This window comes from Pedobacter sp. 22163 (assembly GCF_052045595.1).
Lineage (GTDB): Bacteria > Bacteroidota > Bacteroidia > Sphingobacteriales > Sphingobacteriaceae > Pedobacter.
In genome coordinates, this window is record NZ_JBQEPM010000005.1 from 180270 (window position 1) to 205487 (window position 25218).

13 protein-coding genes are annotated in these 25218 nt (G+C 40.9%); 12 read left to right on the forward strand and 1 reads right to left on the reverse strand.

The features are described 5' to 3' along the window. Positions 1–3 precede the first annotated feature (3 nt). The 9 genes from ACTJKN_RS14745 to ACTJKN_RS14785 all read left to right on the forward strand — a co-directional run bounded on the left by ACTJKN_RS14745 (position 4) and on the right by ACTJKN_RS14785 (position 18102). Positions 4–7044, forward strand: coding sequence for an SDR family NAD(P)-dependent oxidoreductase (locus tag ACTJKN_RS14745; RefSeq protein ID WP_440826557.1), 7041 nt, complete (start codon positions 4–6; stop codon positions 7042–7044). 22 nt (positions 7045–7066) lie between these two features. Further along, entirely contained in the window at positions 7067–11302 is a 4236-nt protein-coding gene (locus ACTJKN_RS14750) for a beta-ketoacyl synthase N-terminal-like domain-containing protein (RefSeq protein WP_440826108.1), read from the forward strand. Then, positions 11290–11586: an acyl carrier protein gene (locus ACTJKN_RS14755; RefSeq protein ID WP_057933556.1), complete on the forward strand. Its 297-nt coding sequence runs from the start codon at positions 11290–11292 to the stop codon at positions 11584–11586. Before ACTJKN_RS14750 ends, ACTJKN_RS14755 begins: the two co-directional genes overlap by 13 nt. Continuing rightward, on the forward strand, positions 11574–12338 hold the full coding sequence (locus ACTJKN_RS14760; protein ID WP_440826109.1) for an alpha/beta fold hydrolase: 765 nt from the start codon (positions 11574–11576) through the stop codon (positions 12336–12338). Before ACTJKN_RS14755 ends, ACTJKN_RS14760 begins: the two co-directional genes overlap by 13 nt. Positions 12339–12350: 12 nt before the next feature. Beyond that, positions 12351–13550, forward strand: coding sequence for a glycosyltransferase (locus ACTJKN_RS14765; RefSeq protein ID WP_440826111.1), 1200 nt, complete (start codon positions 12351–12353; stop codon positions 13548–13550). Between the two features lie 10 nt (positions 13551–13560). Beyond that, a complete protein-coding gene (locus ACTJKN_RS14770; protein WP_440826113.1) occupies positions 13561–14769 on the forward strand; it encodes a glycosyltransferase in 1209 nt (402 codons plus the stop codon). A gap of 219 nt (positions 14770–14988) precedes the next feature. Further along, complete coding sequence (locus tag ACTJKN_RS14775; protein ID WP_440826115.1) at positions 14989–16278, forward strand: condensation domain-containing protein; 1290 nt, start codon at positions 14989–14991, stop codon at positions 16276–16278. After that, complete coding sequence (locus ACTJKN_RS14780) at positions 16275–17543, forward strand: hypothetical protein (protein ID WP_440826116.1); 1269 nt, start codon at positions 16275–16277, stop codon at positions 17541–17543. The genes ACTJKN_RS14775 and ACTJKN_RS14780 overlap by 4 nt, the downstream gene beginning before the upstream one ends. After that, positions 17536–18102, forward strand: coding sequence for a hypothetical protein (locus ACTJKN_RS14785; protein WP_440826118.1), 567 nt, complete (start codon positions 17536–17538; stop codon positions 18100–18102). The genes ACTJKN_RS14780 and ACTJKN_RS14785 overlap by 8 nt, the downstream gene beginning before the upstream one ends. Before the next feature lie 795 nt (positions 18103–18897). On the opposite strand, the gene ACTJKN_RS14790 is transcribed toward ACTJKN_RS14785, so the two are convergent. Beyond that, positions 18898–20976: a hypothetical protein gene (locus ACTJKN_RS14790; RefSeq protein WP_440826120.1), complete on the reverse strand. Its 2079-nt coding sequence runs from the start codon at positions 20974–20976 to the stop codon at positions 18898–18900. Positions 20977–21134: 158 nt separating this feature from the next. On the opposite strand from ACTJKN_RS14790, the gene ACTJKN_RS14795 reads away from it, so the two are divergent. The 3 genes from ACTJKN_RS14795 to ACTJKN_RS14805 all read left to right on the forward strand — a co-directional run bounded on the left by ACTJKN_RS14795 (position 21135) and on the right by ACTJKN_RS14805 (position 25186). Beyond that, positions 21135–21971, forward strand: a complete 837-nt coding sequence (locus ACTJKN_RS14795) for an alpha/beta fold hydrolase (RefSeq protein WP_440826122.1) — start codon at positions 21135–21137, stop codon at positions 21969–21971. Between the two features lie 1092 nt (positions 21972–23063). Beyond that, on the forward strand, positions 23064–23684 hold the full coding sequence (locus tag ACTJKN_RS14800; RefSeq protein ID WP_440826123.1) for a hypothetical protein: 621 nt from the start codon (positions 23064–23066) through the stop codon (positions 23682–23684). Between the two features lie 152 nt (positions 23685–23836). Beyond that, positions 23837–25186, forward strand: coding sequence for a M28 family metallopeptidase (locus tag ACTJKN_RS14805; RefSeq protein ID WP_440826124.1), 1350 nt, complete (start codon positions 23837–23839; stop codon positions 25184–25186). Positions 25187–25218: the final 32 nt, after the last annotated feature.

Here is a 25218-nt window from a genome sequence, read left to right on the forward strand (position 1 = left end):
GCCATGAACAAATACGCCATTATTGGAGTAACTCCCTTCGAAATCCCTGATAGTAGATTGGTTTCTAATCTACAAAAAGCAGATTGCTTTCCGGTTCTCAGTCTTGGACATAGCATAGCAGATGCTGAAGACGCTCTTCATTCACTTATAGCGGAGGGCATCTCCGATTTCGGTGTTAGTATCAATTCAGTAGAATTGGCTGATATTGATCTTCCTACCCAGGTAAGTTTAATTATTGTACCGTTTGATCTCGTACTAAAGCGTAAAACATCAGCAAAAATTATCTATCAGGTTTTTGATCTTGAGTCGGCACTGGCTGCACAAGCTAATGGTGCAAATGGAATTATAATAAAAGGGAATGAAGGCGCTGGCCGTGTAGCATACGAATCTTCTTTTGTTCTTTTTCAACGGGTTATTAAAGAAATTACCACTATTCCGGTTTGGGTTCAGGGCGGTGTAGGTATTCATACAGCGGCTTCTTTAATGGCTCAAGGCGCAGCAGGAATTATTTTAGATAGCCAACTCGCCTTATTTCCAGAATGTTCCGCTCCTGAAGATTTAAAAACTGTTTGTGGTAAATTAAGCGGAACAGAAACTAAACTGATTGATAAAGCTCGCGTATTGACCCGTCCAAATTCGCCGGCATTGGCAGAAGATATAGATTATAATGGTCTTCAAAAATATTTTAAAGGTTACGATCTGGAAACAAATTATCTTCCAATGGGTCAGGATATTGCCCTATCGATAGACCTGGCTACCAAATATAAAAAACTTGATAAGTTGATTTTTGGCATAAAAGAAGCCATTTACGGCCATTTAAAACAGGCCAAAGCCATCAATGTGATAAAAGCGGATAACCCGCTTGCTAAAGATTTAAACATCACCTATCCTATTGCGCAGGGCCCAATGACCAGGGTAAGCGATGTTGCACCGTTTGCAGATGCAGTTTCGGAAGCCGGTGCCTTATCGTTTATAGCGTTATCCCTACTAAAAGGTGCATCGGCAAAAAACCTGATTGAAGAAACCAAAAAACTGGCTGGCGAAAAAACCTGGGGCGTAGGTATTTTAGGTTTTGCACCACAAGAGCTTAGGGATGAACAACAGGAATATATATTAAATGCCAAACCTCCTGTTTTGTTAATTGCAGGCGGAAGGCCGTCGCAGGCTAAACCCTTCGAAAAAGCAGGGATCAAAACTTTTCTCCATGTGCCTTCTGCTTCTCTTTTAGATATGTTTTTAAAAGAAGGAGCTAAACGCTTTGTATTCGAAGGCCGCGAATGTGGTGGCCACGTTGGCCCCCTATCCAGCATGGTATTGTGGGAAAAACAGATCGAACGTTTATTAAAGGAAGAAAATCCGGAAAGCATCAGTGTTTTCTTCGCAGGTGGCATTCACGATTCTTTTTCTACTGCATTCATTTCAGTAATGGCTGCCCCTTTGGCAGCCAAAGGAATGAAAATCGGTGTATTAATGGGCACCGCTTATTTATATACCAAAGAAGCTGTAAGCAAAGGCGCCATTTTAGATAAATTCCAACAGGAAGCCATGCAGGCAAACGAAACCGTACTGCTTGAAACCGCTCCAGGACACGAAACCAGGTGTTTAAATTCTTCATTTGCCACTTTCTTTAACGAAGAAAAAAAGAAACTCCAGGCAGAGGGAATGGATAAAAAAGAAATCTGGGCCAAACTCGAAACGCTAAATGTTGGCCGTTTACGTATTGCCGCAAAAGGTATAGAAAGACGCGGCGATGAACTGGTAAAAATCGACGAGGCTGAACAAACTGACCTGGGCATGTATATGATCGGTCAGATTGCGCCTATGCATAAGGAAGTGATGTCGCTACTCGATCTTCATCAGGATGTAGCCGACCACAACTATTCACATATTTTAAACGCCACACTTTCATCACCTCCGGAAAATAAAATCAAAGCACTGGATGTTGCCATTGTGGGCATGGCCTGTATTTTCCCAGGGGCCAAAAACCTCGAAGAATACTGGCGCAATATCATTTTAGGCAAAGATTCGGTAACCGAAGTACCAGATGAAAGATGGAACAAAGAGCTGTATTATAATCCAGATTCTACTGCAGGAGATATGTCGCACTCTAAATGGGGCGGTTTCATCCCGAGGATAGATTTTGATCCCTTAGAATTTGGCATTCCGCCACAGTCGCTTGCGGCCATAGAACCTACCCAACTGCTTACCTTAATGGTAGCTAAACAGGCCTTGCAACACGCAGGTTATGCAGATGGCGGTGTGGATAACGAAAATGTTTCTGTAATTATTGGCGCCGAAGGTGGAAACGACCTCGCCAACAGCTATAGCTTTAGAGGCTTTTACAAACAGGTTTTTGGCGAAATGCCAGCCGAAGTAGATGCCGTATTACCAAAAACAACAGAAGATTCGTTCCCGGGTATTTTGGCGAATGTAATTTCTGGCAGAATCACCAACAGGTTAAACCTGGGCGGTCGGAATTATACGGTTGATGCGGCCTGTGCTTCATCTTTGGCTGCAATCGATCTGGCTTGTCAGGAATTATTTTTAGAGAAATCAGATATGGTTTTGGCCGGCGGAGCAGATCTGCACAATGGCATTAACGATTACCTGATGTTCTCGAGCACACATGCACTTTCTAAAAAAGGAAGATGTGCCACTTTTGATGCCGAAGCAGATGGAATTGCCCTTGGCGAAGGGATTGCCATGATCGTATTAAAAAGATACGATGATGCTTTACGCGATGGTGATACGATTTATTCTATTATTAAAGGTGTAGGTGGATCGAGCGACGGCAAAAGCCTGGGTTTAACCGCACCACGTAAAAACGGACAGGTAAATGCTTTGGAAAGGGCTTATAGCCAGGCTGGAATTACGCCATCACTGGTTGGCCTGGTAGAAGCACATGGTACAGGCACAGTAGTTGGTGATAAAACTGAAATCAGCGCGCTGACCGACATGCTTAATCAATCGGGTGCAACCGCCGGACAAACACATTTAGGCTCTGTAAAAACTCAGATTGGCCATACCAAATGCGCTGCCGGAATTGCAGGTTTGATTAAAGCATCGCTATCCGTTTACCACGGGATTAAACCACCTACTATCAATTTAAAAACACCAAATAGTTTCTATAACGCCCAAACCAGTCCATTCGCTTTCCATACGGAAGCCGGTTTATGGATGGAAGAAAAAAGATATGCTGGCGTTAGTGCCTTTGGTTTTGGCGGAACAAATTTCCATGCCGTATTGGAAAGTGCTCAGAATACCGAAAATAAAAATTCGATCTTAAAATCGTGGCCATCAGAACTGTTTGTTTTCAGAGGCGATACTTACGAGGAAGCCAAAAAGAGGGTGATTTTGGTAAAAAATCTCTTAGAACTGAACGATCAGATCGAACTGAAAGATATTGCCTATAGTTTAGCAACTGCTGATACCAAACCTGTTCAATTGAGCATTGTTGCCAATCATGCAGAAGATCTGGTGATGAAAATCGACCTTGTTTTATCTGGCGTAGAAAGCAAAGACACCTACCTTACTCAAAAACAGGATGGCAAGGTTGCTTTTATGTTCCCAGGGCAGGGCAGCCAAAGGGTAAATATGGCAAGAGATCTTTTTGTGGTTTTCCCTGAAATGAGAAAACTGCTGAAAGCTTATCCTGAATACGAAAAAATCCTGTTCCCAAATACCGTGTTTAACGAGGTTGATGCGAAAGCACAAAAAGAACGCATAAAAGATACCCGCATGGCACAACCGCTATTGGGTATTGTTGATCTTGCAATCGCTAACTTTTTAAAATCATTGGGCATTGTGCCTGATATGGTTGCAGGCCACAGTTATGGCGAATTGCCTGCGCTTTGTTTTGCTGGTGCTTTTGAAGAAGAAGCCCTGGTACACCTAAGCGCAGAACGGGCACAATCTATTTTAAATGCAGTAGAAAACGGCGATCCGGGTACTATGCTTGCCGTTAGCGCAAAACAGGAAGACCTTGCACAATATCTTGGCGATATCAAAGACGTTTATCCCGTAAACTTTAATGCACCAACGCAATGTGTTATTGCAGGCAGTACAGCAGCTATCGGCCAGTTGGCTGTAGTGTTAAAACAAGCCAAAATATCTTTCCGCCCGCTAGAGGTAGCCTGTGCTTTCCACAGTCCATTGGTGGCCAAATCGAAACAGCTTTATCAACAAGTGCTTTCTGGCGTAAACTTTAATGATCTAAAAATTCCCGTATGGTCTAACACCACGGCAAAAGAATATCCAACTGAAGCTGCCGCTGTAAAAGAACGTTTGACTGACCATTTAATAAAACCTGTCCTTTTTGTTGATGAGCTTAGGGATATGTATGCCGCCGGCGCCAGGGTTTTCGTAGAAGTTGGCCCTGGCAAGGTGCTAAGTGGTTTAACCAAAGCTTGCATCGGTAAAGACGAAGTGATTTTACACACCGAAGATCAAGGGCAAAATAAACTCAGCAATTTGTTGGGCACACTGGCTGGTTACATGGCTACCGGTCGCGAAATCAAACTCGAAAAATTATTTGAAGGCCGTTCTGTTAAAAACATCAAATTGGATGAACCTTCAATTTATAAAAAAAGTCCCGCTATCTGGTATGTGAACGGTCAACACGCTGTTCCATCAACAGGTAAACTTCCGGCAAATGGTGCGTCCCCTATTACTAAACCGATTATCCTTATGAATAACACCTCTACATTAACTGAAAATCAGCAGGTTAATGGCTCAGCCAAAGACTTAATGATGCAGGAGTACCTGCACAGCATGAAAATGCTGATTCAGGCACAACGCGATGTGATGCTTTCCTTTTTAGGGCAGGCTCCCGCAATGCCTTCGCAAATCATTAATCAACCTTTAACATCATACCAGGCACCTCAACCAGTACGGATTGAAAATCAGTTCACGGTAAAACAGGAAGTGCCACAAGCACAAACCATCGAAGTAATAACACCTGTTGTTGCACAAAAAGATTTAAAACTGGTGCTTTTGCAAATTGTAAGCGATAAAACTGGCTATCCACAAGAAATGTTAGGTATGGAAATGGATCTGGAAGCCGATTTAAGTATCGATTCGATCAAACGTGTAGAAATTATTGGTGCTTTACGTAGCGAACTGGGTGGTTTCTCTCAATTAAACCTTCCGGAAGATAAAATCATGGAGCAGCTTGCCGGACTTAAAACCTTAAACAGCCTGGTAAACTGGCTTGTAGAAAACACCGAACAGCCAAAAGCGGTTAGTGTTCCTGCTCCGATAGCCGTAGCAACAAGCCAGGCTGAACAAACAAAATTTTCATTAGATCAGTTAAAATCGGCCATTCTTGATGTGGTGAGTGAAAAAACAGGTTATCCAAAAGAAATGCTGGGCATGGATTTAGATCTTGAAGCTGATTTAAGCATCGACTCGATCAAACGGATGGAAATTATCGCCTCTTTAAAAGAAAAAATCGGTTTTGGCGCACAAAGTGAACAAGCTGATGACTTAATGGAGAAACTGGCCGCAATCAAAACCTTAAATTCCCTGGTTAACTGGATTGCCGATGTTGAAGCTGAAAGCTCGGAGGTGCTTACAGAAGCAAAAAAGCTTATTGAGGAGAGCATCGATGATCAAACGGTTAAAGAAAAATTATCCCGTTTAAGATTTGAGCTAACTCCTGCTGCACTTACCATTACCGAAGCAGCCATTTTAAAAGGTCAGCGTTTTGCCTTAACCGATGATGGTGGCGGACAGGCGGTCAAAATCAAGAAAGTGCTCGAAAAACATGGTGCTATTGCCAATCTGGTGAGCTTTGAAGACTCATTGGATGGCTATCAGGGCCTCATCATTTTGAATATGTTCGAAGCACAGCAAAAAGTAGGCATTCTCGATCATTTCGCAACCATTAAAAAACTAAATTTTGATACCGTAAAATGGGTGTACCTGATTGCAGATACCAAACAATATTTTAACGATCAATCGGACATCTCTTTCTTGAGAAATTACCAGGGTTACTCGGGCTTCTTTAAAAGCTTAGACCGCGAATACGAACATACCAAATGCCGTTTCATCAGTCTCGAAACCAAAATGTCGCCAGATGAAATCACCAATATTACCTTAAATGAAATCCTGAATCCGGATAAACCCTCAGAGATCATTTACAATGACCATAAAAGACATATTATGGAACTTGTACCGCATCAATTGAGTACCGAAACCGATGCGCACATTCACTTAGATAAAGATGCTGTAGTGATGGTTTTAGGTGGCGCACAAGGGATTACAGCCGAACTGATGATTCATTTTGCCAAAGACTACCCTTGCAGGTACATTTTGGTAGGCCGCTCTGCAAATCCAATAGCTTCGGCAAATGAAGCCAGTTCTTCATTAAAGACCAAAGATGAAATCAGACAGTACCTAATTAAACAGGGTGAGATTAAAAAACCTGCCGAAATAGAACAGGAAACGAATCGGATTTACAAAAACAACCAGATTTTACGCTGCATTGCAACTTTAGAAGAAGGTGGATCGACGGTAGTGTATGAGTCGCTAGACCTTAAAGATGAAGAAGCGTTAACCCGTTTGATCAATCAGGTTTACGAAGATTATGGTCGCATAGATGGTGTGGTACATGGTGCAGGTTTATTGGAAGATAAATTGTTCCACAGCAAAACTTCCGAATCTTTCGGACGTGTTTTCGACACCAAAGTAACCCCATTAAGAGTATTAGCCGAGCAGTTAAGGCCAGAAACCCAATTTGTGATCCTTTTCTCGAGCATTGCCTCTGTTTATGGAAACCGCGGGCAAACCGATTATGCCGCAGCAAACAGTGTAATGGATAAATATGCCTGGGCCTTAAAACAGAAGATTCAAGGTAAGGTAATGGCCATTAACTGGGGGCCGTGGAAAGGTGCCGGTATGGTTTCGCCAACATTAGAGAAAGAATACCAACGCAGGGGAATTGCATTGATCCCTTTACAGGATGGAATGGAAACTTTCCTGAACGAACTTAAATATGGTAAAGAAAGCCAGGTATTGATTATGGCCGGAAACACCTGGACGTAAAAATCGCATAACCAAACAGCAGATGAAGAAAAGCGATGTAGCAATTATTGGAATGTCATGCATTTTTCCGGGTGCGAAAGATATGCAGGCCTTTTGGGAGAATATTATCAACCGCGTAGATTCTACACAAGAGGTTCCGGCTGATCGGATTGACCCTGTACATTTCGACAAAGCGGTGAGCGGGGTAGATCGCTTTTATTGTAACCGAGGAGGTTTTATCCCGGATCATCATTTTGATCCGCAGCGCTTCGGTATTTTACCCTTGGCTGTTGAAGGTACCGAACCCGATCATCTGTTAACCTTAGATCTGGTTCACCAGGCATTAGCGGATGCATCAGTATTCGAAAAAAAATATTCCCTCGATAAAACCGGGATCATTATTGGCAAAGGCAATTATGTGGGGCCAGGGGCAACCCGTGCCATCGAAATTGTAAGAACTGGCGAGCAAATTTCGAGTGTATTAAAAGACTTGATGCCACAACTTACCGATGCAGAAATTGAAAAGGTAAAACACGAATTTCAATTGCGTAAAGGCCGTTTCAGTGCCGATACCGCAATGGGATTGATCCCTAATTTAGTGGCATCATTGGTAGCCAACCGCCTTAACTTAGGCGGACTGGCTTTTACTTTGGATGCTGCCTGTGCCAGTTCACTTATTGCAGTTGATCATGGCGTGCAGGAGCTGAATAGTGGGCGTTGCGATATGATTATTGCAGGCGGTGTACATTTAGGCCAGAATGCAGCCTTTTGGAGCATTTTTTCTCAGCTGGGCGCTTTATCCAAACAAGAAAAAATAAAGCCTTTCGATCAAAACGCTGATGGATTGATTATTGGCGAAGGTTGTGGTTTTGTTGTGCTAAAACGCCTTGAAGATGCCATAAGGGATCAGGATAAAATTTATTCAGTAATTAAAGGTGTAGGCATCAGTAGCGATGGCAGCGGAACCAGCGTAATGAGTCCATCGGTTAAAGGCCAATTAAAAGCCATTACCGAAGCCTGGAAAAACGCAGAACTGGAAAGTAAAAATATTGGCTATTTAGAAGCCCATGGAACAGGTACCCCACTTGGTGACAAAACCGAGGTTGAAACCTTAAAACAGTTTTTCGGCCAGGATGCCGATCTGCCAAAAGCAGGTATCGGTTCTGTAAAATCGAATATCGGCCATGCCATGCCTGCAGCGGGTATAGCAGGATTGATCAAGTCGAGTCTGGCTTTATATCATGGCATCATCCCCCCTACTTTACATTGCGATGAACCTGTAGCACAACTGGCCGAAACCCGTTTTTCGGCAGTGCAAAAAGCGATAGACTGGAACCAATCGGGTTTGCCAAAACTGGCAGCTGTAAATGCATTCGGTTTTGGTGGAATAAATGCCCATGTGGTATTAACTGCTTATGATACGTCTAAAAAAGATGAAGTATTGGTCATCGCAAGGCCAAGTCATGAGGCCTTGATCGAATCGCTCGAAAATGGAGATTATAGCATTGGGAATGGAAATTTCCGTTTAGTGTTATTTAATCCAAGTTCCGAAAGGATCAAAAAAGCCCTAAAAATTGTGGCTAAAAATTCTCCCTGGAGAAATAAACAGGACATTTGGTACACCAATGCGCCACTATTGGCGAACGATGGAAAAATAGCATTTGTTTTTCCGGGTTTAGATGGACTTGCAGGTGGCGAAATCAAATCGGTAGCCGATTATTTCAACATCAGTATTGACGAAAACGAAAAACAGGACGGTCTTTTAAGCGAGGCACTCAATATCCTGAACAAAAGCAGTGTTTTAGATCAGGCATTAAAACAATTGGGCATTAAATCTGATATGAATGCAGGGCACAGCCTTGGCGAATGGCTGGCTGCAAGATCTTCGGAACTGGCAGAAGAAAGTTCGGTAATGAATTTACTGAATGTGCTTAACCCCGAAACTTTTGAGCTGAAAGATTCGCGTTTTATTGCCGTGGGTTGCGGTTTAGATACGCTTCAACCCATTATCGAAAGTATACCCGATTTATACCTTTCAAACGATAACTGCCCGCAACAGGTAATCCTTTGTGGCAGCAAAATAGCGCTTGAAGAGCTTGTTTCAATATTAAAGGTAAAACAGATTTTTCATCAGATTTTGCCTTTCCAATCGGGTTTTCATTCTCCATTTGTGGCCGATAAGCTGGGTTTGATCCTCGAGGGCATGCAGGATATGCAGTTCCGAAAAACCACTACACCGCTTTGGTCGGCCACTACTTTAGAAACTTATCCCGAAGGCTTTGAAGCCATCCGTCAGTTAAGTGCCGAACACCTGATTAAACCAGTGCGTTTCCGCGAGCTTACCGAAAAGTTATATGCAGAGGGTGCGCGTGTTTTTATTCAGGTGGGTTCTGGTGGTTTAGTCGGCTTTATCGACGATACTTTAAGGGGAAAAGAAATCAGCACCATTAGTGCCAATGTGCCGATCCGTTCGGGCATTACGCAGTTGCAAAGGGTTTTGGCAGCACTTTTTATTGAAGGAAAAGAAATCAGCCTTAATTATTTGGGTAATATCAGATCAACCCCAAAACAAAAAAACAAAGGCATTAAACTCGAACTGGGTTCGCCGATTATCCATAACCTGCAAACACTTAAAGGCTTAACCATTAAACAAGCTCAACCAACACCATCTAAAACTTTTGTGGAGGCTAAACATCCGGTTTTACAGGCTTTTAATGAGAATGTGATGGAAATGATCAATATGCAGAGCGAAATGATCGAACTGTTCGAAAATGCAGCATTACAAGTCGATCAGCCGAGCAACTGGGCGCCAACCAAACCAATAAAACCCATAAGGCAACCTTTTAGCCAAAAACTTGATGTGAGCCTGGAGAACTGCCCTTACCTGATCGATCATTCCCTATTGAGGCAACCAAAAGGCTGGCCAACGGTAGAAGATATGGATCCCGTAATTCCTATGACCATGATTTTTGAAGTGTTTGCTGAAATAGCCAACGCGCAATCGCCCGAAGAAAAGGTACAGAAAATCATGAATATGCGGGTTTTCCAATGGATGAACGTGGTTAAACCTTTTCAGGAAACCGTAACTGGCGAATGGAAAGACGAGCAAAGGGTTTACCTTAATCTGGAACGTTTTGCCAATGCAGAAGTGCAGTTAGCTGCACAGTTAAGCCCTGCTCCGAAAAGAACTTTCGATATTGGAAAATTATTGGATATCGACCGTACTGCTGCACAGATTTACGATGCACACATGTTCCACGGACCAGATTACCAGGGTATCAAAAAACTGACCGCAGTTGGCGAAAAAGGAATCACAGGCATCATCGAAGCCTCAGGTGGAAAAGGCTCATTGCTTGATAATGCAGGTCAGCTATTTGGTTTATGGCTTCAACTCACTTTAGAAAAAGATCGGATTGCTTTTCCGGTTAAAATTCAGGAAATAGAATTTTTCGGCGATATGGCCGATCAGAAAGGACAATTCGAATGTACCTGCGTACTTACAGAAATAAACGATGAATTTGCCACTGCCGATATCGTGATGAAAAGAGATGGCATCACCTGGCTCATTATATCAGGCTGGCAAAACCGCAGACTCGAAATAGATGAGCCCCTTTGGAACGTGTCGATGTCGCCGCTTCACAACCGTTTATCGCAAGAGGTTGCACCTGGCGTTTTCCTTTTCGGCAATGCATATTCGCGTGTGGTATCATGGGATTTTATCCTGAAAAGATATTTCAACCAGACAGAGAAAAAGCACCACCAAAACCTCTTACCCAATAAAAGAAGAACTTGGATGATCAGTCGCGTGGCGGCGAAAGATGCCGTTCGGAATTTATTGAATACACAGAAAAACCAGGCCTGTTACCCCATCACCTTCGAAATCTATTCGGATGAATTCCGCAAACCTTACGTTAAAGGTGGTTTAACAGATAACATCAATATCTCGATTGCACATAAAGGTACCGATGCCGTCGGCATAGCACGTTTTAACGAACCTGTTGGCATCGATATCGAACATATTGAAGAACGGAGCGCCGGTTTCTTCGATCTTGTGTTTAACGATCACGAAATGGCACTGCTCGAAAGCCGCGACAAAATAGAATGGGCAACCCGGTTCTGGGTAGCTAAAGAAGCTTATGGAAAATACCTCGGCAAAGGTTTACAGGGCAATCCCAAAGCCTATACTGTTGAAGTAATCAATGGAGAAGAACTATGCATCAATAACATCACAATCAAAACAATCAAACATAAAAACTATATCATCGGATGGACACTATAACTACAAAACTAAGCAGCGAAGAAATCTTCAACCTCATGAAACAATTTATCACCGAAGTAATCGGTGAAGAATTTGTTGAAGAAATGGATATCACCCCTGAAAGTTCTTTCACCAAAGATCTGGAAATGGATAGCATCGAAATTGTATCTTTTTCGGAAAAAATCAAAGCCCATTTTGGCGAACAGATCGATTTTACGGGCTGGTTATCTTCAATGGATTTAGATCAGCTGATCAACTTAAACTTAGGCATGATTATCTCTTATATCGAAGAATGCCAATCATAACGGTAAACGGCAAATCGGTTCACATTCAGGAGCTCAATAAAGAAGCTACTGAAACCATCGTCCTCGTTCATGGGATGTTCAGCAACCTGTCTGTCTATTATTTTAATATCGCGCCGCTCTTGGCCACAAAGTATCATGTGGTACTGTACGACTTAAAAAGTCATGGCATGAGCGAAAAGGCTTTGGAGGGATACGACCTGGAGAGTATGACCAACGATCTGTTTGCATTAGTAGAGGTTTTAAACCTTCAAAAAGTGCATCTAGGTGGTTATAGCTTCGGTGGATTGATTGCTTTAAAAATGGCCACCCGCTTTCCAGAACGCATTAACAAACTGGCAATAATTGAAGCACCGGATCCGAATGACGATAAAACAAGGGGGATTATTGATGAGTACAGCCGTGAATTTTTAGAACATTACGTTGAAAATTTCACTGATACCACAAAAGTAAAAATGGGTAAAAGGCAGATGGAGCGTAACCACCGCATGTACGAGTACCTTTTTTATCAAACTTCGATTAAAACCGACATGGAACTCGAAAAAGACTTTTTCGGCAACCCTGCAATCGAAACTATAAAACAGTCTACCCTATTGCTGTATGGCACTGATTCCAATTGCCTTAACGCAGGTAAACATTTAGACGGAATGATTAAAAACGCCTCATTAATCGCTGTGCCGGGAGATCATAATATCCCGATACAACAACCACTGGTAATCGCCGAAGCATTGTTAAACTTCTTTCAGGAAATATAAAATTAAACACACATGGCAAAATTTGTATTTGTTGTTCCTCCGCTAACCGGCCATATTAACCCTACGCTAAGTATGGGCACTGCCTTGCTTGAAAGAGGCCACCGTGTAGGATGGATCACTTTAGATGAATTATTAGGTGATAAACTTCCTGCCGGAGGCGAGTTGCTGTTGATCAGTTACAACCAAAACGACCAACAGAAGAAAGATTCAGAAAAATACCTCGATATCATCACCAAAAAGATTGTTTACGGTATAGATAGCATCAAATTTCTGTACGAGGAAGTATTGATTCCACTTAACAGGCACAGTTATGACGGCATTGCCGATTTACTCGATCAGTTCAAACCCGATGTGGTGATAACCGATCATCAGATGTTTGCCGGAGCCATTGCTGCAAGCAATAAAAACTATCCTTATGTTACATCAGTTACCGCACCTGCAGCCATAAAAGTTATGGATGAACTGCCCAAAGTGCATGAATGGGAAGTAAATCAGATTGTAGCGCTGCAAAAAGAATTCGGTATAAATGCCACAGATTCTATTGCCTGCTCTGATCTTGCCACTTTGGTATTTACCTCTAGAGATTTTTTTGGAGAGATGGATTTACCCGGGCATTTTAAATTTGTAGGCCCCGTTTTTAACCGCCGTAAAACTACAATTCCTTTCCACTGGGAAGCATTTCATACCAGCAAACCAAAAATACTGGTCAGCATTGGTACCACCTTCGATCATGAGCATAAAAAAGCCTTTTTTGCCAAGGTAATCGAAGCTTTCGCTAATGAAGACTTACACGTAGTTGTCGTTTCAGATCCTGCTTTATTTGAAGAATGGCCTACCAATTTTACGGTACAGCGCCAGGTACCACAATTGGAACTTTTGCCTCACCTTGATGCCGTGGTTTGCCATGGCGGACACAATACCGTTTGCGAAACCTTGATGAATGGCCTGCCCATGGTGGTTATTCCAATAGCATACGATCAAAGCCATGTGGCCGGACGTGTTTTCAGAGTAGGTGCCGGAGAGCGTTTAAACTTTAACCGTTTTAAAGCCAACCACCTTAAAGAAGCGGTAAACAAAGTGCTGCAGAACGAAAGTTATAAAATCGCCGCAGAACAGATCAAACAATCTTTTATCCAGGCTGGCGGAACAGAAAGTGCCGCCGATTTATTGGAAGCATTAAGCAACAAAACCTCAAACGTATTCATCAGTTAAATTATACATTATGTCAAAATTCCTTTTCGTTGTCCCGCCTTTTTTTGGCCATATCAGTCCAACTTTAAGTATTGGCGCAAGTTTATTGGCCCGCGGCCATGAAGTAAAATGGCTGGGTATTACCCCACTTGCACAGGTACATTTACCTGAAGGCGGCGAATTCATTTACCCTGAAGAAGATCTGGCAGCGTATGCTGATGAAATACAACGCATTTTAAAACGTCAGGATGATGGCCCGGCGTGTTCTGGTCCGGAGGTAATGAAACTGGCCCTTGAAGAAACCTATGTTCCTTTTGCAAAAATGATGATGAAAGGACTAAACAACTTTGTTGATGCCTGGAAACCTGATGTAATTATTAATGACTGCATTACCTTTGCCGGTGCATTAAGTGCACATTTAAAAGGCATACCATCGGTTACCACTACCCCGGTGCCACCCGATGTGATGGGTGATACGGCTAACAGTGCACCCAAAATATTCGAATGGCAACAAAACTTAATTAAAGGTTTACAAAGAGAAGTAGGCATATATAGCGATGATATTCACATCCATTCGCATGAGTTGAATATGGTTTTCACTTCACAGGCATTTGCAGGTTTTGAAGAAAAACCACCGCACATGCATTTTGTTGGACCGGTAAAAGGGAGGCCAAATTTAGCCCCTTTTGATTGGGAACGTTTAAGTCAAGCCACCACCCCTAAAGTTTTTGTTTCGTTGGGTACTTTGCTGGTTGATATCCGTAAAGAATTTTTCCAAAAACTGATTACTGCTTTCGAAAACCAGCCTGTAACCATTGTAGCGGCAACCAATCCCGATATTTTCGAACAATGGCCTGATAATTTTATCGTAAACGGCTTTGTTCCGCAATCTGAGTTGATGCCGCACATGGATGCGGTAATCTGCCATGGTGGTTTTAATACGGTAAATGATACCTTCACCAATGGCTTACCAATGTTGATTACGCCTATCGCCTATGATCATTTTCATACGGCTAAACTAATTGAGCAAGCAGGTTGTGGAGTAAGCATCCGTTACAAAAGGTTACGCATCAGCGAATTAAGAGATACCGTTTTCGAGCTTTTAAAAAACCCTAAATACCGCGAGGCGGCACAAAAAATAAAAGAAACATTTATCGAAGCTGGTGGGAATGACAAAGCTGTGCAATTGTTGGAAGATTTTGCAAAAACCGCACAGGTTGTGGAAACCAACAGCTTGTAAACCTTCGGTCGTCATCTCGAGGCCTTTCTCGGTCGTCACCCTGAATTTATTTCAGGGTCTTAATAGCATGAAAGATGCTGATCCCGAAGTTTCGGGACAGCATGACGAATCGACTAAACTAATCGCAAGCATGACGGAACGCATGAACATAGCTTTAAGAGTTGTCAACTTGCATAACCAGGTTACTAGAAAGTTGACAACTCAGAATAATACTAAAAAATGAAAAGAAAACTGTTATTTGGCGAAAGGATGTTATACGGAGATGGAAACAGTCCGTTTAATATTGTAATACCTTTCAAAATCAGGGGAGAAATCAATGAAGATGATTTAAGGTTTGCCTTATTTAAAATCCAAAAAAAGCACCCCTGGTTAACCGCCGCAATACGTTTTGATGAAGATAAAAGGCCTTGGTTTGTAACCAATCTTACCGAAACCTTTAGAATTCCAGTTCGCATTGTAGATAGATTAAGCGATGAGCATTGGGAGGAGGAATCAACTTATGAGTGGAAAACCGTTTTTGATGCTTCAATTGCACCACTTTGCCGCATTACTTGGGTTAAAGGTAAAGCCGTATCCGAATTTTTGATGGTATATCACCATTGTCTTTGCGATGGCACTTCGGCACTTTCTATTTTAACAGAATTGCTTCAGCTTTTGGATGACCCCGACGCCAATATTGGGAAAGAAATTCCAATTATGGATATAAAGGATGTAATTCCGAAAAAGGTATTAAACAGCTACCGCAACAGGGCCAAAAACGGATTAATCGGCAAAATTGCCACTTTAGCACTTTGGATCATCCCGATCAAAAAAGTAGCTGTAGAGCGAAAAAAGGATTTTATGCTCCGCTGGAAATTCGATCAGGAACTTACCAAACAGCTAATCCAGTTTTGCAAAACCAATCAATTCACCGTAAATACTTTGTTGAGTGCCGCAGTTTTAACGGCCTTTAAAGCCGTGAGAAAAGAAAAAGCATTTAACAAAATATCATTACCTGTTGATATCCGGAATTTTAATCCGATTATTAAGAAAGACCACATTTTTGCCTTCGGATTAATGATTGTACTTTCCCTGCTGCCAGAAAAAGACTTTATTGATAATGTGAGGGCCTTACAAAAAGATGTGAATGATAAATCGGCCAAACTTAATCCTTACAGCCTGATGATGATGATGGAAGCCTGCCACCCTGCATTAAACAACTTCACTAATTTCTTAAAGTATGGAAAATCGAGTAATGATTGTATGTTTTCCAACCTGGGCAAAATAGACATCGGTTACCAATATCGCAACTTCGAAGTAGAAACCATATTCAGCCCTTCGGTAATGGGACCGTTAGGCAACACCACCACCATGATTGCCTCCACCTACCGCAATCAAATGGATTTTACCTTTGTGGCCAGCGAGGGTTATGTTCCTTTTGTAGAAGCAGAAGCCATAAAAGAAAAAGTAATAGCTATCCTTAAAGAACAGGTTGAAAAACCAATCGGGATTTTAACTGCGACCGCATGAAAAGAAGATTAATTTTAGGTGAAAGAATAATGCATGTAGATACCAAAACACCGCTAAACTGTGTTTTTGGCGCCAAAATTTTGGGTAAAATCAGTGAGGAAAATTTGCACAAGGCACTGTTTAAAATCCAGCAGAAACATCCGCTGCTGCAAATGAATATCGATGCTACAGGCAAAACACCATATTTCGTGCGGAACGAAAACATTGGAAAAATACCCGTTAGAACTGCTGATCGTTTAACAGACGAGGATTGGTTAAAACAATCAAAAATAGAATGGTATAAACTTTTTGATGCCCCAAACGAGCCACTAGCTAAGTTAGTTTGGTTAAAAGGTGAAACCGAATCAGACCTTTTGCTCGTACTTCCACACTGTATCTGCGATGGAACTACCATTTTAAATCTAATGCGGGAGCTGATGACTTTGATTGATGATCCTGAACAAGATCTGGCTCCATATCCTTCATTTCTTTCTGTTCGCGACCTTTTACCAGCAGATTTTGTGACCAGTAAGGCTGACCATTTTAAAGGGAAAATTTTTGCAGCGCTTGGCCGTTTGTTTTTCTTTTTTAAATCTACTTCAAACAATAACATAGACAGGAGCAATTACACCGTTCATTGGAAAATCAGTGCAGAAGACACCAAAAACCTATTAATTAAGTGTAAAGAAGAAAACACAACCGTGCATGCGGCCATCTGTGTGGCCTTTATGGAAGCTTTTAAACATGTACAAGGCACCAAAGCTCATGGAAAAGTGATCTGTCCGGTTGATATCAGGCGGTTTGTAGAAGCCATAAAACAAGATACCATGTTTGCCTTTGCACCCATTGTAGAGTTAAAACTAGCGCAAGGCGAAAACGATTTCTGGACAAAAACAAGAGCCTTAAAAACCGATCTGGAAACAAAAGTAGCAGAAATGAAAGTTCACGACCTGTTAAACATGAGCGAGTATTTCCATTCATCAGTAAATAAAATGATTGGCTTTTTGAAAACAACCAAGGGCACACACGATGTAACGCTCAGCAACATGGGGCTTTTAAACATCCCAAAGGATTATCAGCATTTTTCTATTGAAACCATTTACAGCCCCACGGTTGCTTTCCCATGGAAAAATGCCAACACTTTGGTATGCAGCACTTTTAATGGACAGCTGGATTTCTCTTTTATGTCAAACGAATCATTCCTTCGGGAATTTGAAGCCTGGCAGATCAAAGACAGGGTAATGGAACTGATTAAAGAAAATTTAAACGAATTGGTCAATGTCTGATAAAGTGCAATACGATGAGCAGGCAAAAGTGTCGAACTGGCGAAATTTTGTGCGCAAAAACCTGCTGATACACCTTATCCCAAACACGGTATTAAATACTGTAGTGCCATATTTTGCTTTTAAAGCACAAAATTCGGTGCATTTATTTAGTGGAGAGCAAAATCTGGCCAGGTTTTTATTGCCGATGTCATTGCTCCTGCCCTTTATGATTACCCTCGATATCTTAAAAAAAATAAAAATACTGCAACACTCCGGCGCCATTAACTATAAGATAGAAGAAAAAATTACAGGTTATCCTTTTATATTAAAAAAAGCAGGCCTAAATGGTTTGTACAGCATTTTGGTGGTATTTGCATTGATGCTCACACTTCACTTCTCTTTTCCTAAAAATCACGATTTCGGAATCACCCCATCTGCTGTATGTGCGGGATTGTTGGCTGGTTTATATTCTATTACTTTTTTTTATCTCGCTATTAGAAGGTTTAGAATTGATGCAATAACGCAATTTCATTTTGAAAACGGCTGTCATTCTAAACACAGTGAAGAATCTGCACAATAATAGGACTACTATTCAATCCATATATTAAATCCTTACGCTGTTTGGTTACCCACCAAACACTAGAAAACCAATTTTGCCACGGAAGCACAAAAACACGGAAACTCGACGTTGGAGTTCGTAAGTACCTTTTATACTTATCAACATCAAATTGGTCTTCGGGGGTAGTTCTAGAATGCTATTCATGGTCTTTTTCGAACATAGCGTTGTTATTTTACCATTTAAGACATGTAAGCGCATTTAAGTTTAGAATCGTCATTGCGAGGAGGAACGACGAAGCAATCTTACAGCTATGGGTATAGCGAATGTATTAAGATTGCTTCACCGGCTGAAAAAGCCTTCTCGCAATGACGATAATCTGAGGAGATTTAATCCTTTAAATCCTCCTATCATTATAAAACAAATTACCCTTCAGGACGACAGATCGTATAAGTTTAGGTGTTTTATCGCTTAGATTCTTCGCTGCGCCACCATTGACATTATTTTGTAATTATTTATTAATCAGCCCTTTATTGCTTATGCATTCCACCCAACTGGGCCATAGCACCATATCTTCGTTCTGCTTAAATCCGGCCTAACAAATTTTTCGGGCTCCACCGACCCAGCCAACCCACTAGCTTCGAAAGAAAAATTTTCAGCCGGTGTTTTTTGTTTCTTTTTGACAACAAAAAGAAAGAGCCCCATCGGCGGCGGCGAGCCGAGGCAAGGATGAGTCATAGGGCAAAAGAAATATTGAATTATACACGTCATTCATATTGATTTTTATACAATAAATTATCCCTCAGAATGACAGTACAACTACTCCAGCCAAACCATTTGTGTAAAAGCACCGTTGGTTGCAATATCCCAGGCCTCTACCCTTACCCACTTACGCCCTTTTAAATTAACTGCCCAACTGTAATCCTTTTTGCCAAAAGCCTGGGTATCGTTTAAATTAATACGGTTGCGGTAAACCTTTGCTCCATCACCCGATACAATTTCCACAAAGCTTAAGGGAAATGTCCAGTTGAGCTGCATGTTTATCATTACTTTTCCATTATTATCAATCTTCAAAGTTTCTCCCGCGCCTTTTCCATTAACATTAAAGCCCGGGATCAAGACCTCACCTGTTGATACAAAAAACTTTCCTTTCCGCATTACATCTAAAACAGGCTGCCAGCCATCGGCATAATTAGGTACTTTATCCAACTGTAAATAATTCACGTTTAAGTGTGCATACATTTCATTTTGTTCAGTAATGGTAAAGATATCAGCCTCTGAGATAATGTGTTTTTTCAAACCCCAGTTGGCCATATCATCCATCAGGTTCAATACCCGTTTACTTAAGGTCGTCAACGAAAGATCTCCTGGAATGGCCTTCCATGCTGCGCCCATAAAAGTCTCCGATTTAAAAAAGTCTTCTTCTTTATATTTGTCTGGATAACCTGTCGAAGCCTTTGTTCGGGCATGGGCAGTCCAGGCTAAGCCATGTTCTTGCTCCAATAGTTTAAGCATTTCTGCTTTATCATTAATACGATAAACTTTACCGTATTTAGGATCGTTGGTTTCGAAAGGCTGATCGCTTTTTCTCGACATGATCCAATAAATTGGTTTTGGAAAAAATGCCAGCCAATGTCCACCATAAAAATTATTGGCTTCTTCTCCTGGTAACAATAAAAAATTAGGGTCAGATAATCTTTTTGTTTGTTTAAACAGAGCATCTAATTCCTTTAAACGTACCGAATCTGGTCCTTTGGGGTGGCCTGGTCCGTGAAATTCGGCAAGCTTAACAATATTCAAACCTGCCTTTTTCAATACCTCAACAAACTCGGGCTTTTCCGGAACGGCTTTTCCGCTCAGCACTACGTCCGAAATAAACTCATTGTGGAAATGGCTAGCCATTGTTTTATAACCTGCTAACGGCACATAAGTATCATTATGTGTAAACTTTTTAACTTCATCCAACGCTGCTCCTGCCTTCCCAGTACTCAATAAACAGAAAAAATTAAGGCGCTGTTGGGTATTTGGTGGTGCATTAAACCAGGGTACATAACGTTTATCGCCTAATGGATCCTGCCTGATCCCAATACCAAAGTCGGGGATTAAGTTTAAATAATTACTGCCTTTCCAGGTAAATTTAAGGTTAAAAGCTTCATCTAAGGGATAGAAATATTGATGTGGAGCAGGAAAAACGGCCAAACTTCCACCATTGTTTTCGCCAATAACGGTACGGTATTTTACTTCTAAATTTTCACTTGGATCTGCTTGTACCGCCTTTTCGCGCTGAAGGTTTCCTTTTACATCAGACCAAGCGATATTGGTCCAGGCGTCTTTTTTGCTCGTTAATCCGGCATCATATAAAATAGCTGTAGAATCTCTTGGGGTTGATATCACTGCAGCCACATTAAATAAAGGACTTCCATTGTAAATTGTTATTTCCAAAGCACCGCTGAAGGTTTCGCATTGAACTCCATCTATCCGCAACACAGTTTGCGAGCCTTTCGTAGAAACACTGGCTGCGCCTTTTTCGAATTTTACAACATTTGTGGTATATGGTTTGGTTGGAACCCGGTCGAAAAAAACATCCCAACCCCCACTGTTCGGACTTAAAGTCCGTTTACCTATTCTCAGCACAAATCCAGGGTCGAGATGAGCAGCAACTTCTTTTAAAGCACCTTGCTTACCCAACAGCAAACTTTTAAACAATGGTTTGGTACGATCAAGATCTAAAATCATTTTACCTAAGGTTCCTTTACCAGCTGGCCAGGTGAGCATGAGTTCTTTTTGATTGGAAGAAACGGTAGCTCCGTTAGCTTTAAAGGCTTTTAGATTTACCTGGCTCTGCGCGCAAAATGCTGAAAAGCACATTATCAATAATATAGAAATACTGTTTCTCATACAACTTAATCGTTTTAGTATAGATATAACGCAAGATAACAATTAAGTGCAAAACATAAAATATTCGCTAATCAGCAATGCATTGCGTTCATTATTTATTTTTTAAGAAAAACATAATAACATTGCTTAACTTAAGTAAGAATTTTAAACCAAATATCTTGCATCCTATTCTCATCAGAAACAACGTTAAAATCCTTGGCGAAGGGAGCCAGGTAATTGTATTTGCCCATGGCTTTGGCTGTGCGCAAAGTTCCTGGAAATTTATTACAGATGCTTTTCTCCAATCCTACAAAGTAATACTATTTGATTATGTTGGATCGGGTGATTCAGACCTAAGCCAATACGACCAAAGGAAATATGCTACACTCGAAGGATATGCCTGTGATGTAATCGATATTATAGAAGCGCTTGATTTAACCAACATTATTTTTGTTGGTCACTCGGTAAGCAGCATGATTGGCATGATTGCCGCATTACAGGTGCCAGAAGCATTCAAAAAATTAGTTTTTATTGGCCCTTCGCCAAGGTACTTAAATGATCGTGATTATATAGGCGGATTTAATATTGAAGATATTGAAACCATATTTGAGCACATAGCAGATGATTATGTGGCCTGGAGCAAACAATTGGCACCAGTAGTAATGAATACCCCTTTAAAACCCGAATTAGCTGATTTTTTACAGGAATGTTTTGAGGCTACCGACCCAAGCGTGGCACTGGCCTTTGCAATGGCAACTTTTAAGGCCGATTATAGAGACGATTTAAAGAATCTGGGCGTGCCAAGTCTTACCCTGCAAAGTTCGAACGATATTATGGCTCCTTTATCGGCCGGCGAATTTATCCATAAAAATACACCAGAGAATTTTTTGGTTGTAATGAAAGCCACGGGGCATTTTCCGCAAATTAGCGAACCAGAAGAAACCATCAGGGAAATAAAAGATTTTATTGAAGATATTCCTTTAAAATCGGCATCTGATCACCTGTATGCCTCTTAATGATTTTTCAACCAGCAATAAATTAAAAATCTTTTAGCAAAGAAAAAGCAGAGCTATTGTTTTAAAAACACCTGCGCTATTTCTTTAGCCTTTTCGCAGACCATGGTATAGTTTTACCCATTACCCCAATAGCATTAAGTTAAGCGTTTTTAACCACAGATGAGCACAGATAAACACAGATTTTTATATCTGTGTGCATCCCCTCCCATATGTGGTTAAATTATTTTTGCTGGTGTAGAATGGCGCATTCCCATTACCCCAATAGGATTAAGTTAAGCGTTTTTGAGCACAGATGAGTACAGATAAACACGGATTTTCATATCTGTGTGCATCCCTTCCCATCTGTGGTTAAATAATTTTTGCTGGTGTCGAATGGGCACATTACCCATTACCCCAATAGCATTAAGTTAAGCGTTTTTAACCACAGATGAGCACAGATAAACACAGATTTTTATATCTGTGTGCATCCCCTCCCATCTGTGATTAAATTATTTTTGCTGATGTCGAATGGCACTTTCCCATTACCCCAATAGGATTAAGTTAAGCGTTTTTGAGCACAGATGAGTACAGATAAACACGGATTTTCATATCTGTGTGCATCCCTTCCCATCTGTGGTTAATTATTTTTGCTGGCGTAGAATGGCTCAACTTAATGAAATTGCCTGTTACCCTTTAATGATCGGCAGCTAAATCATCATCATCAATAGCCTGCAGGTGTAGTGCTCAGTTTTGGCTTACCCCACATATAAATGGTTGAAATCATTTATGTGCAACAAGTACATTCAGCAATCAATTTTTAAGCTACAAAAAGTGACCCGTAATCCCCCTGACGATTACATGGGTCATCAATTAAATGGTTCATCACTATCAGGTTATCGTTGCAAATAAAACTTAGCATACCGGGAGAATATTTTCACGAATAAATAATGAACAAAATGAATAAAATATATATTTGCAAAAACTATTTAAGTCTTTATCACGTATATACGCCCGTTCGTCCGGAATTTTAAACCCTTCCAATGCCTAGACAACACCAAATTAGCTTAAAAACGCACACCAAATTAAAACATTACCCATAACAGAAAGAACAAAATGAACAAAATTAAAAAAATCTTCATTGCAGCATTAAGCATGCTATGCATTTACACCGCTAAAGCGCAATCTTTTAAAGAACCTGTTGGCTATAAACTCAAAAATGGCATGAACATCATCATATCTGAAAATGACAGGTCGCCAAAAGCATACTCTAGTTTTACGCTGGATAGCAAAGCTTTCGGCCATAAAAAAGATGGTGTGGTTGAATTATTAAATGCGGTCTTAAATGAAAACATAAATAAAAACTCAAATATTAGCTTTAAGGATAACAGCGGTAAACTGGCTACATTAAATGCAGATCTTGATAAGGACCTGGCAGCAATGGCTTCGGTAATTCAACATGCAAGCTTCGACCAAAAAACTTTTAATACAGCTAAAGCTAAATTAATTGCCAGTTTAAAATTGCAGGATTACGATTATGACCAAACGGTAAATGAAAATTCGATTAATGCATTAACCTTGGCAGATGTTAAAAATTTTTACAGCCAGATCTCTCCTGAAAAAACATTTTTAACGATTGCCGGAGCTATTGAATTAAATACAGCCAAAGCTTCAGCTAAAAAAGCTTTTGGCAACTGGAACCCGACACAAGAGCTTGCATTAACTGTGGCAAGGTAATATTAAAATTAAATTTGAGGCCCTTTGATTAATTTCAAAGGGCTTTTTTATGCCCAAAATGTTACAAGAGATTAGGTTTAAACCGCCTGTATTCAAGGAATCATTCAATATATTCGCTTTAAATAAATCATTATTTCTGAAAAACCCGACAGATGAAAAAAATCTACACACTCATATTTCTTGTTACCATAAGTTTACCGCTACAGGCACAGGTTGTGGTTAACCGAAATCAGGATATTGATAAAATGGTTAAGGCTGTAAACCAGGATTCGCTAAAATCATATATCAGTAAAATGGTTTCTTTCGGAACAAGAAATACGCTTAGTGATATTAAAAGTAAAACGAAAGGAATTGGAGCTGCCAGAAATTGGGTTGTAAATAAGTTTAATCAGTTTGCCAAGCAAGGAGATGGCAGGCTTACGGCATACCTGGATACCATTACATTTAAACCCGATGGCAAAAGAGTAGATCAGCCTACACTTTTGGGCAATGCTGTAGCCATACTAAAAGGCACTGATGCTAACGACAAACGTGTTTATGTGGTGAGCGGACACCTTGATAGCCGTGTTACCGATGTAATGAACAGAACCAGTGATGCACCTGGCGCCAATGATGATGGCAGTGGTGTTGCGGGCGTAATTGAGGCTGCAAGAATTATGAGTCAATATAAATTTTCTGCCACCATAATTTTTGTAGCCGTAAGCGGTGAAGAACAATCTTTATTAGGCTCTGGCTTTATGGCTGCAAAAGCAAAAAAAGAAAACTGGAATGTAGATGCCATGTTAAACAACGATATGATTGGCAGCAACAACAGTAGTGAAACACAAATTATCGACAATACCAGATTACGTGTATTTAGTGAGGGTTTACCCAGCTTCGAGCTGGATAAAAATGCGAAGAGCATCCGTCAGTTTGGTTTAGAAAACGATGGCAAAAGCCGTCAGTTGGCACGATACGTTAAAGAAATAGGTGAGCGTTATGTAGATCAGTTAGAAGTTAAATTAATTTACCGGAACGATAGATTTCTCCGTGGTGGAGATCATACCCCGTTCGTAGAAAATGGATTTACAGCGGTGCGCATAACTGAAATGAACGAGAACTTCGATCACCAGCACCAGGACCTTAGAACGGAGAAAGGCATTAGGTATGGCGACCTTCAGGAATTTATGGATTTCGAATATTTACGCAAAAATACAGGTGTAAATATTGCGGTTTTGGCCAATCTGGCCAAAGCCCCCTCAAGCCCTACCGAAGTAAAAGTTGATGTAAAAAACCTGAGCAACGCTACCTTTTTATACTGGAAAGCACCTGTTAATGGTACAGTAAAAGGCTATTATGTTTTAATGCGCGAAACCAGCAGCGCAGTTTGGGAAAAGAAATTTTTCACTTCTGCCACCGAATTACGATTGCCTTATAGTAAAGACAATTATTTATTTGCGGTACAAAGCATCGGAAACGATGATACTGAAAGCCTACCAGTAGTACCAGGCATTGGCAGATAAAACATTTAGGGTTTACCGTTGTTTAAACTCAA

Bases quoted from the DNA above. Each gene is read 5' to 3' on its own strand.
- ACTJKN_RS14745 (WP_440826557.1), top strand. From the start codon at position 4: ATGAACAAATACGCCATTATTGGAGTAACTCCCTTCGAAATCCCTGAT.
- ACTJKN_RS14750 (WP_440826108.1), top strand. From the start codon at position 7,067: ATGAAGAAAAGCGATGTAGCAATTATTGGAATGTCATGCATTTTTCCG.
- ACTJKN_RS14755 (WP_057933556.1), top strand. From the start codon at position 11,290: ATGGACACTATAACTACAAAACTAAGCAGCGAAGAAATCTTCAACCTC.
- ACTJKN_RS14760 (WP_440826109.1), top strand. From the start codon at position 11,574: ATGCCAATCATAACGGTAAACGGCAAATCGGTTCACATTCAGGAGCTC.
- ACTJKN_RS14765 (WP_440826111.1), top strand. From the start codon at position 12,351: ATGGCAAAATTTGTATTTGTTGTTCCTCCGCTAACCGGCCATATTAAC.
- ACTJKN_RS14770 (WP_440826113.1), top strand. From the start codon at position 13,561: ATGTCAAAATTCCTTTTCGTTGTCCCGCCTTTTTTTGGCCATATCAGT.
- ACTJKN_RS14775 (WP_440826115.1), top strand. From the start codon at position 14,989: ATGAAAAGAAAACTGTTATTTGGCGAAAGGATGTTATACGGAGATGGA.
- ACTJKN_RS14780 (WP_440826116.1), top strand. From the start codon at position 16,275: ATGAAAAGAAGATTAATTTTAGGTGAAAGAATAATGCATGTAGATACC.
- ACTJKN_RS14785 (WP_440826118.1), top strand. From the start codon at position 17,536: ATGTCTGATAAAGTGCAATACGATGAGCAGGCAAAAGTGTCGAACTGG.
- ACTJKN_RS14790 (WP_440826120.1), bottom strand. From the start codon at position 20,976: ATGAGAAACAGTATTTCTATATTATTGATAATGTGCTTTTCAGCATTT.
- ACTJKN_RS14800 (WP_440826123.1), top strand. From the start codon at position 23,064: ATGAACAAAATTAAAAAAATCTTCATTGCAGCATTAAGCATGCTATGC.
- ACTJKN_RS14805 (WP_440826124.1), top strand. From the start codon at position 23,837: ATGAAAAAAATCTACACACTCATATTTCTTGTTACCATAAGTTTACCG.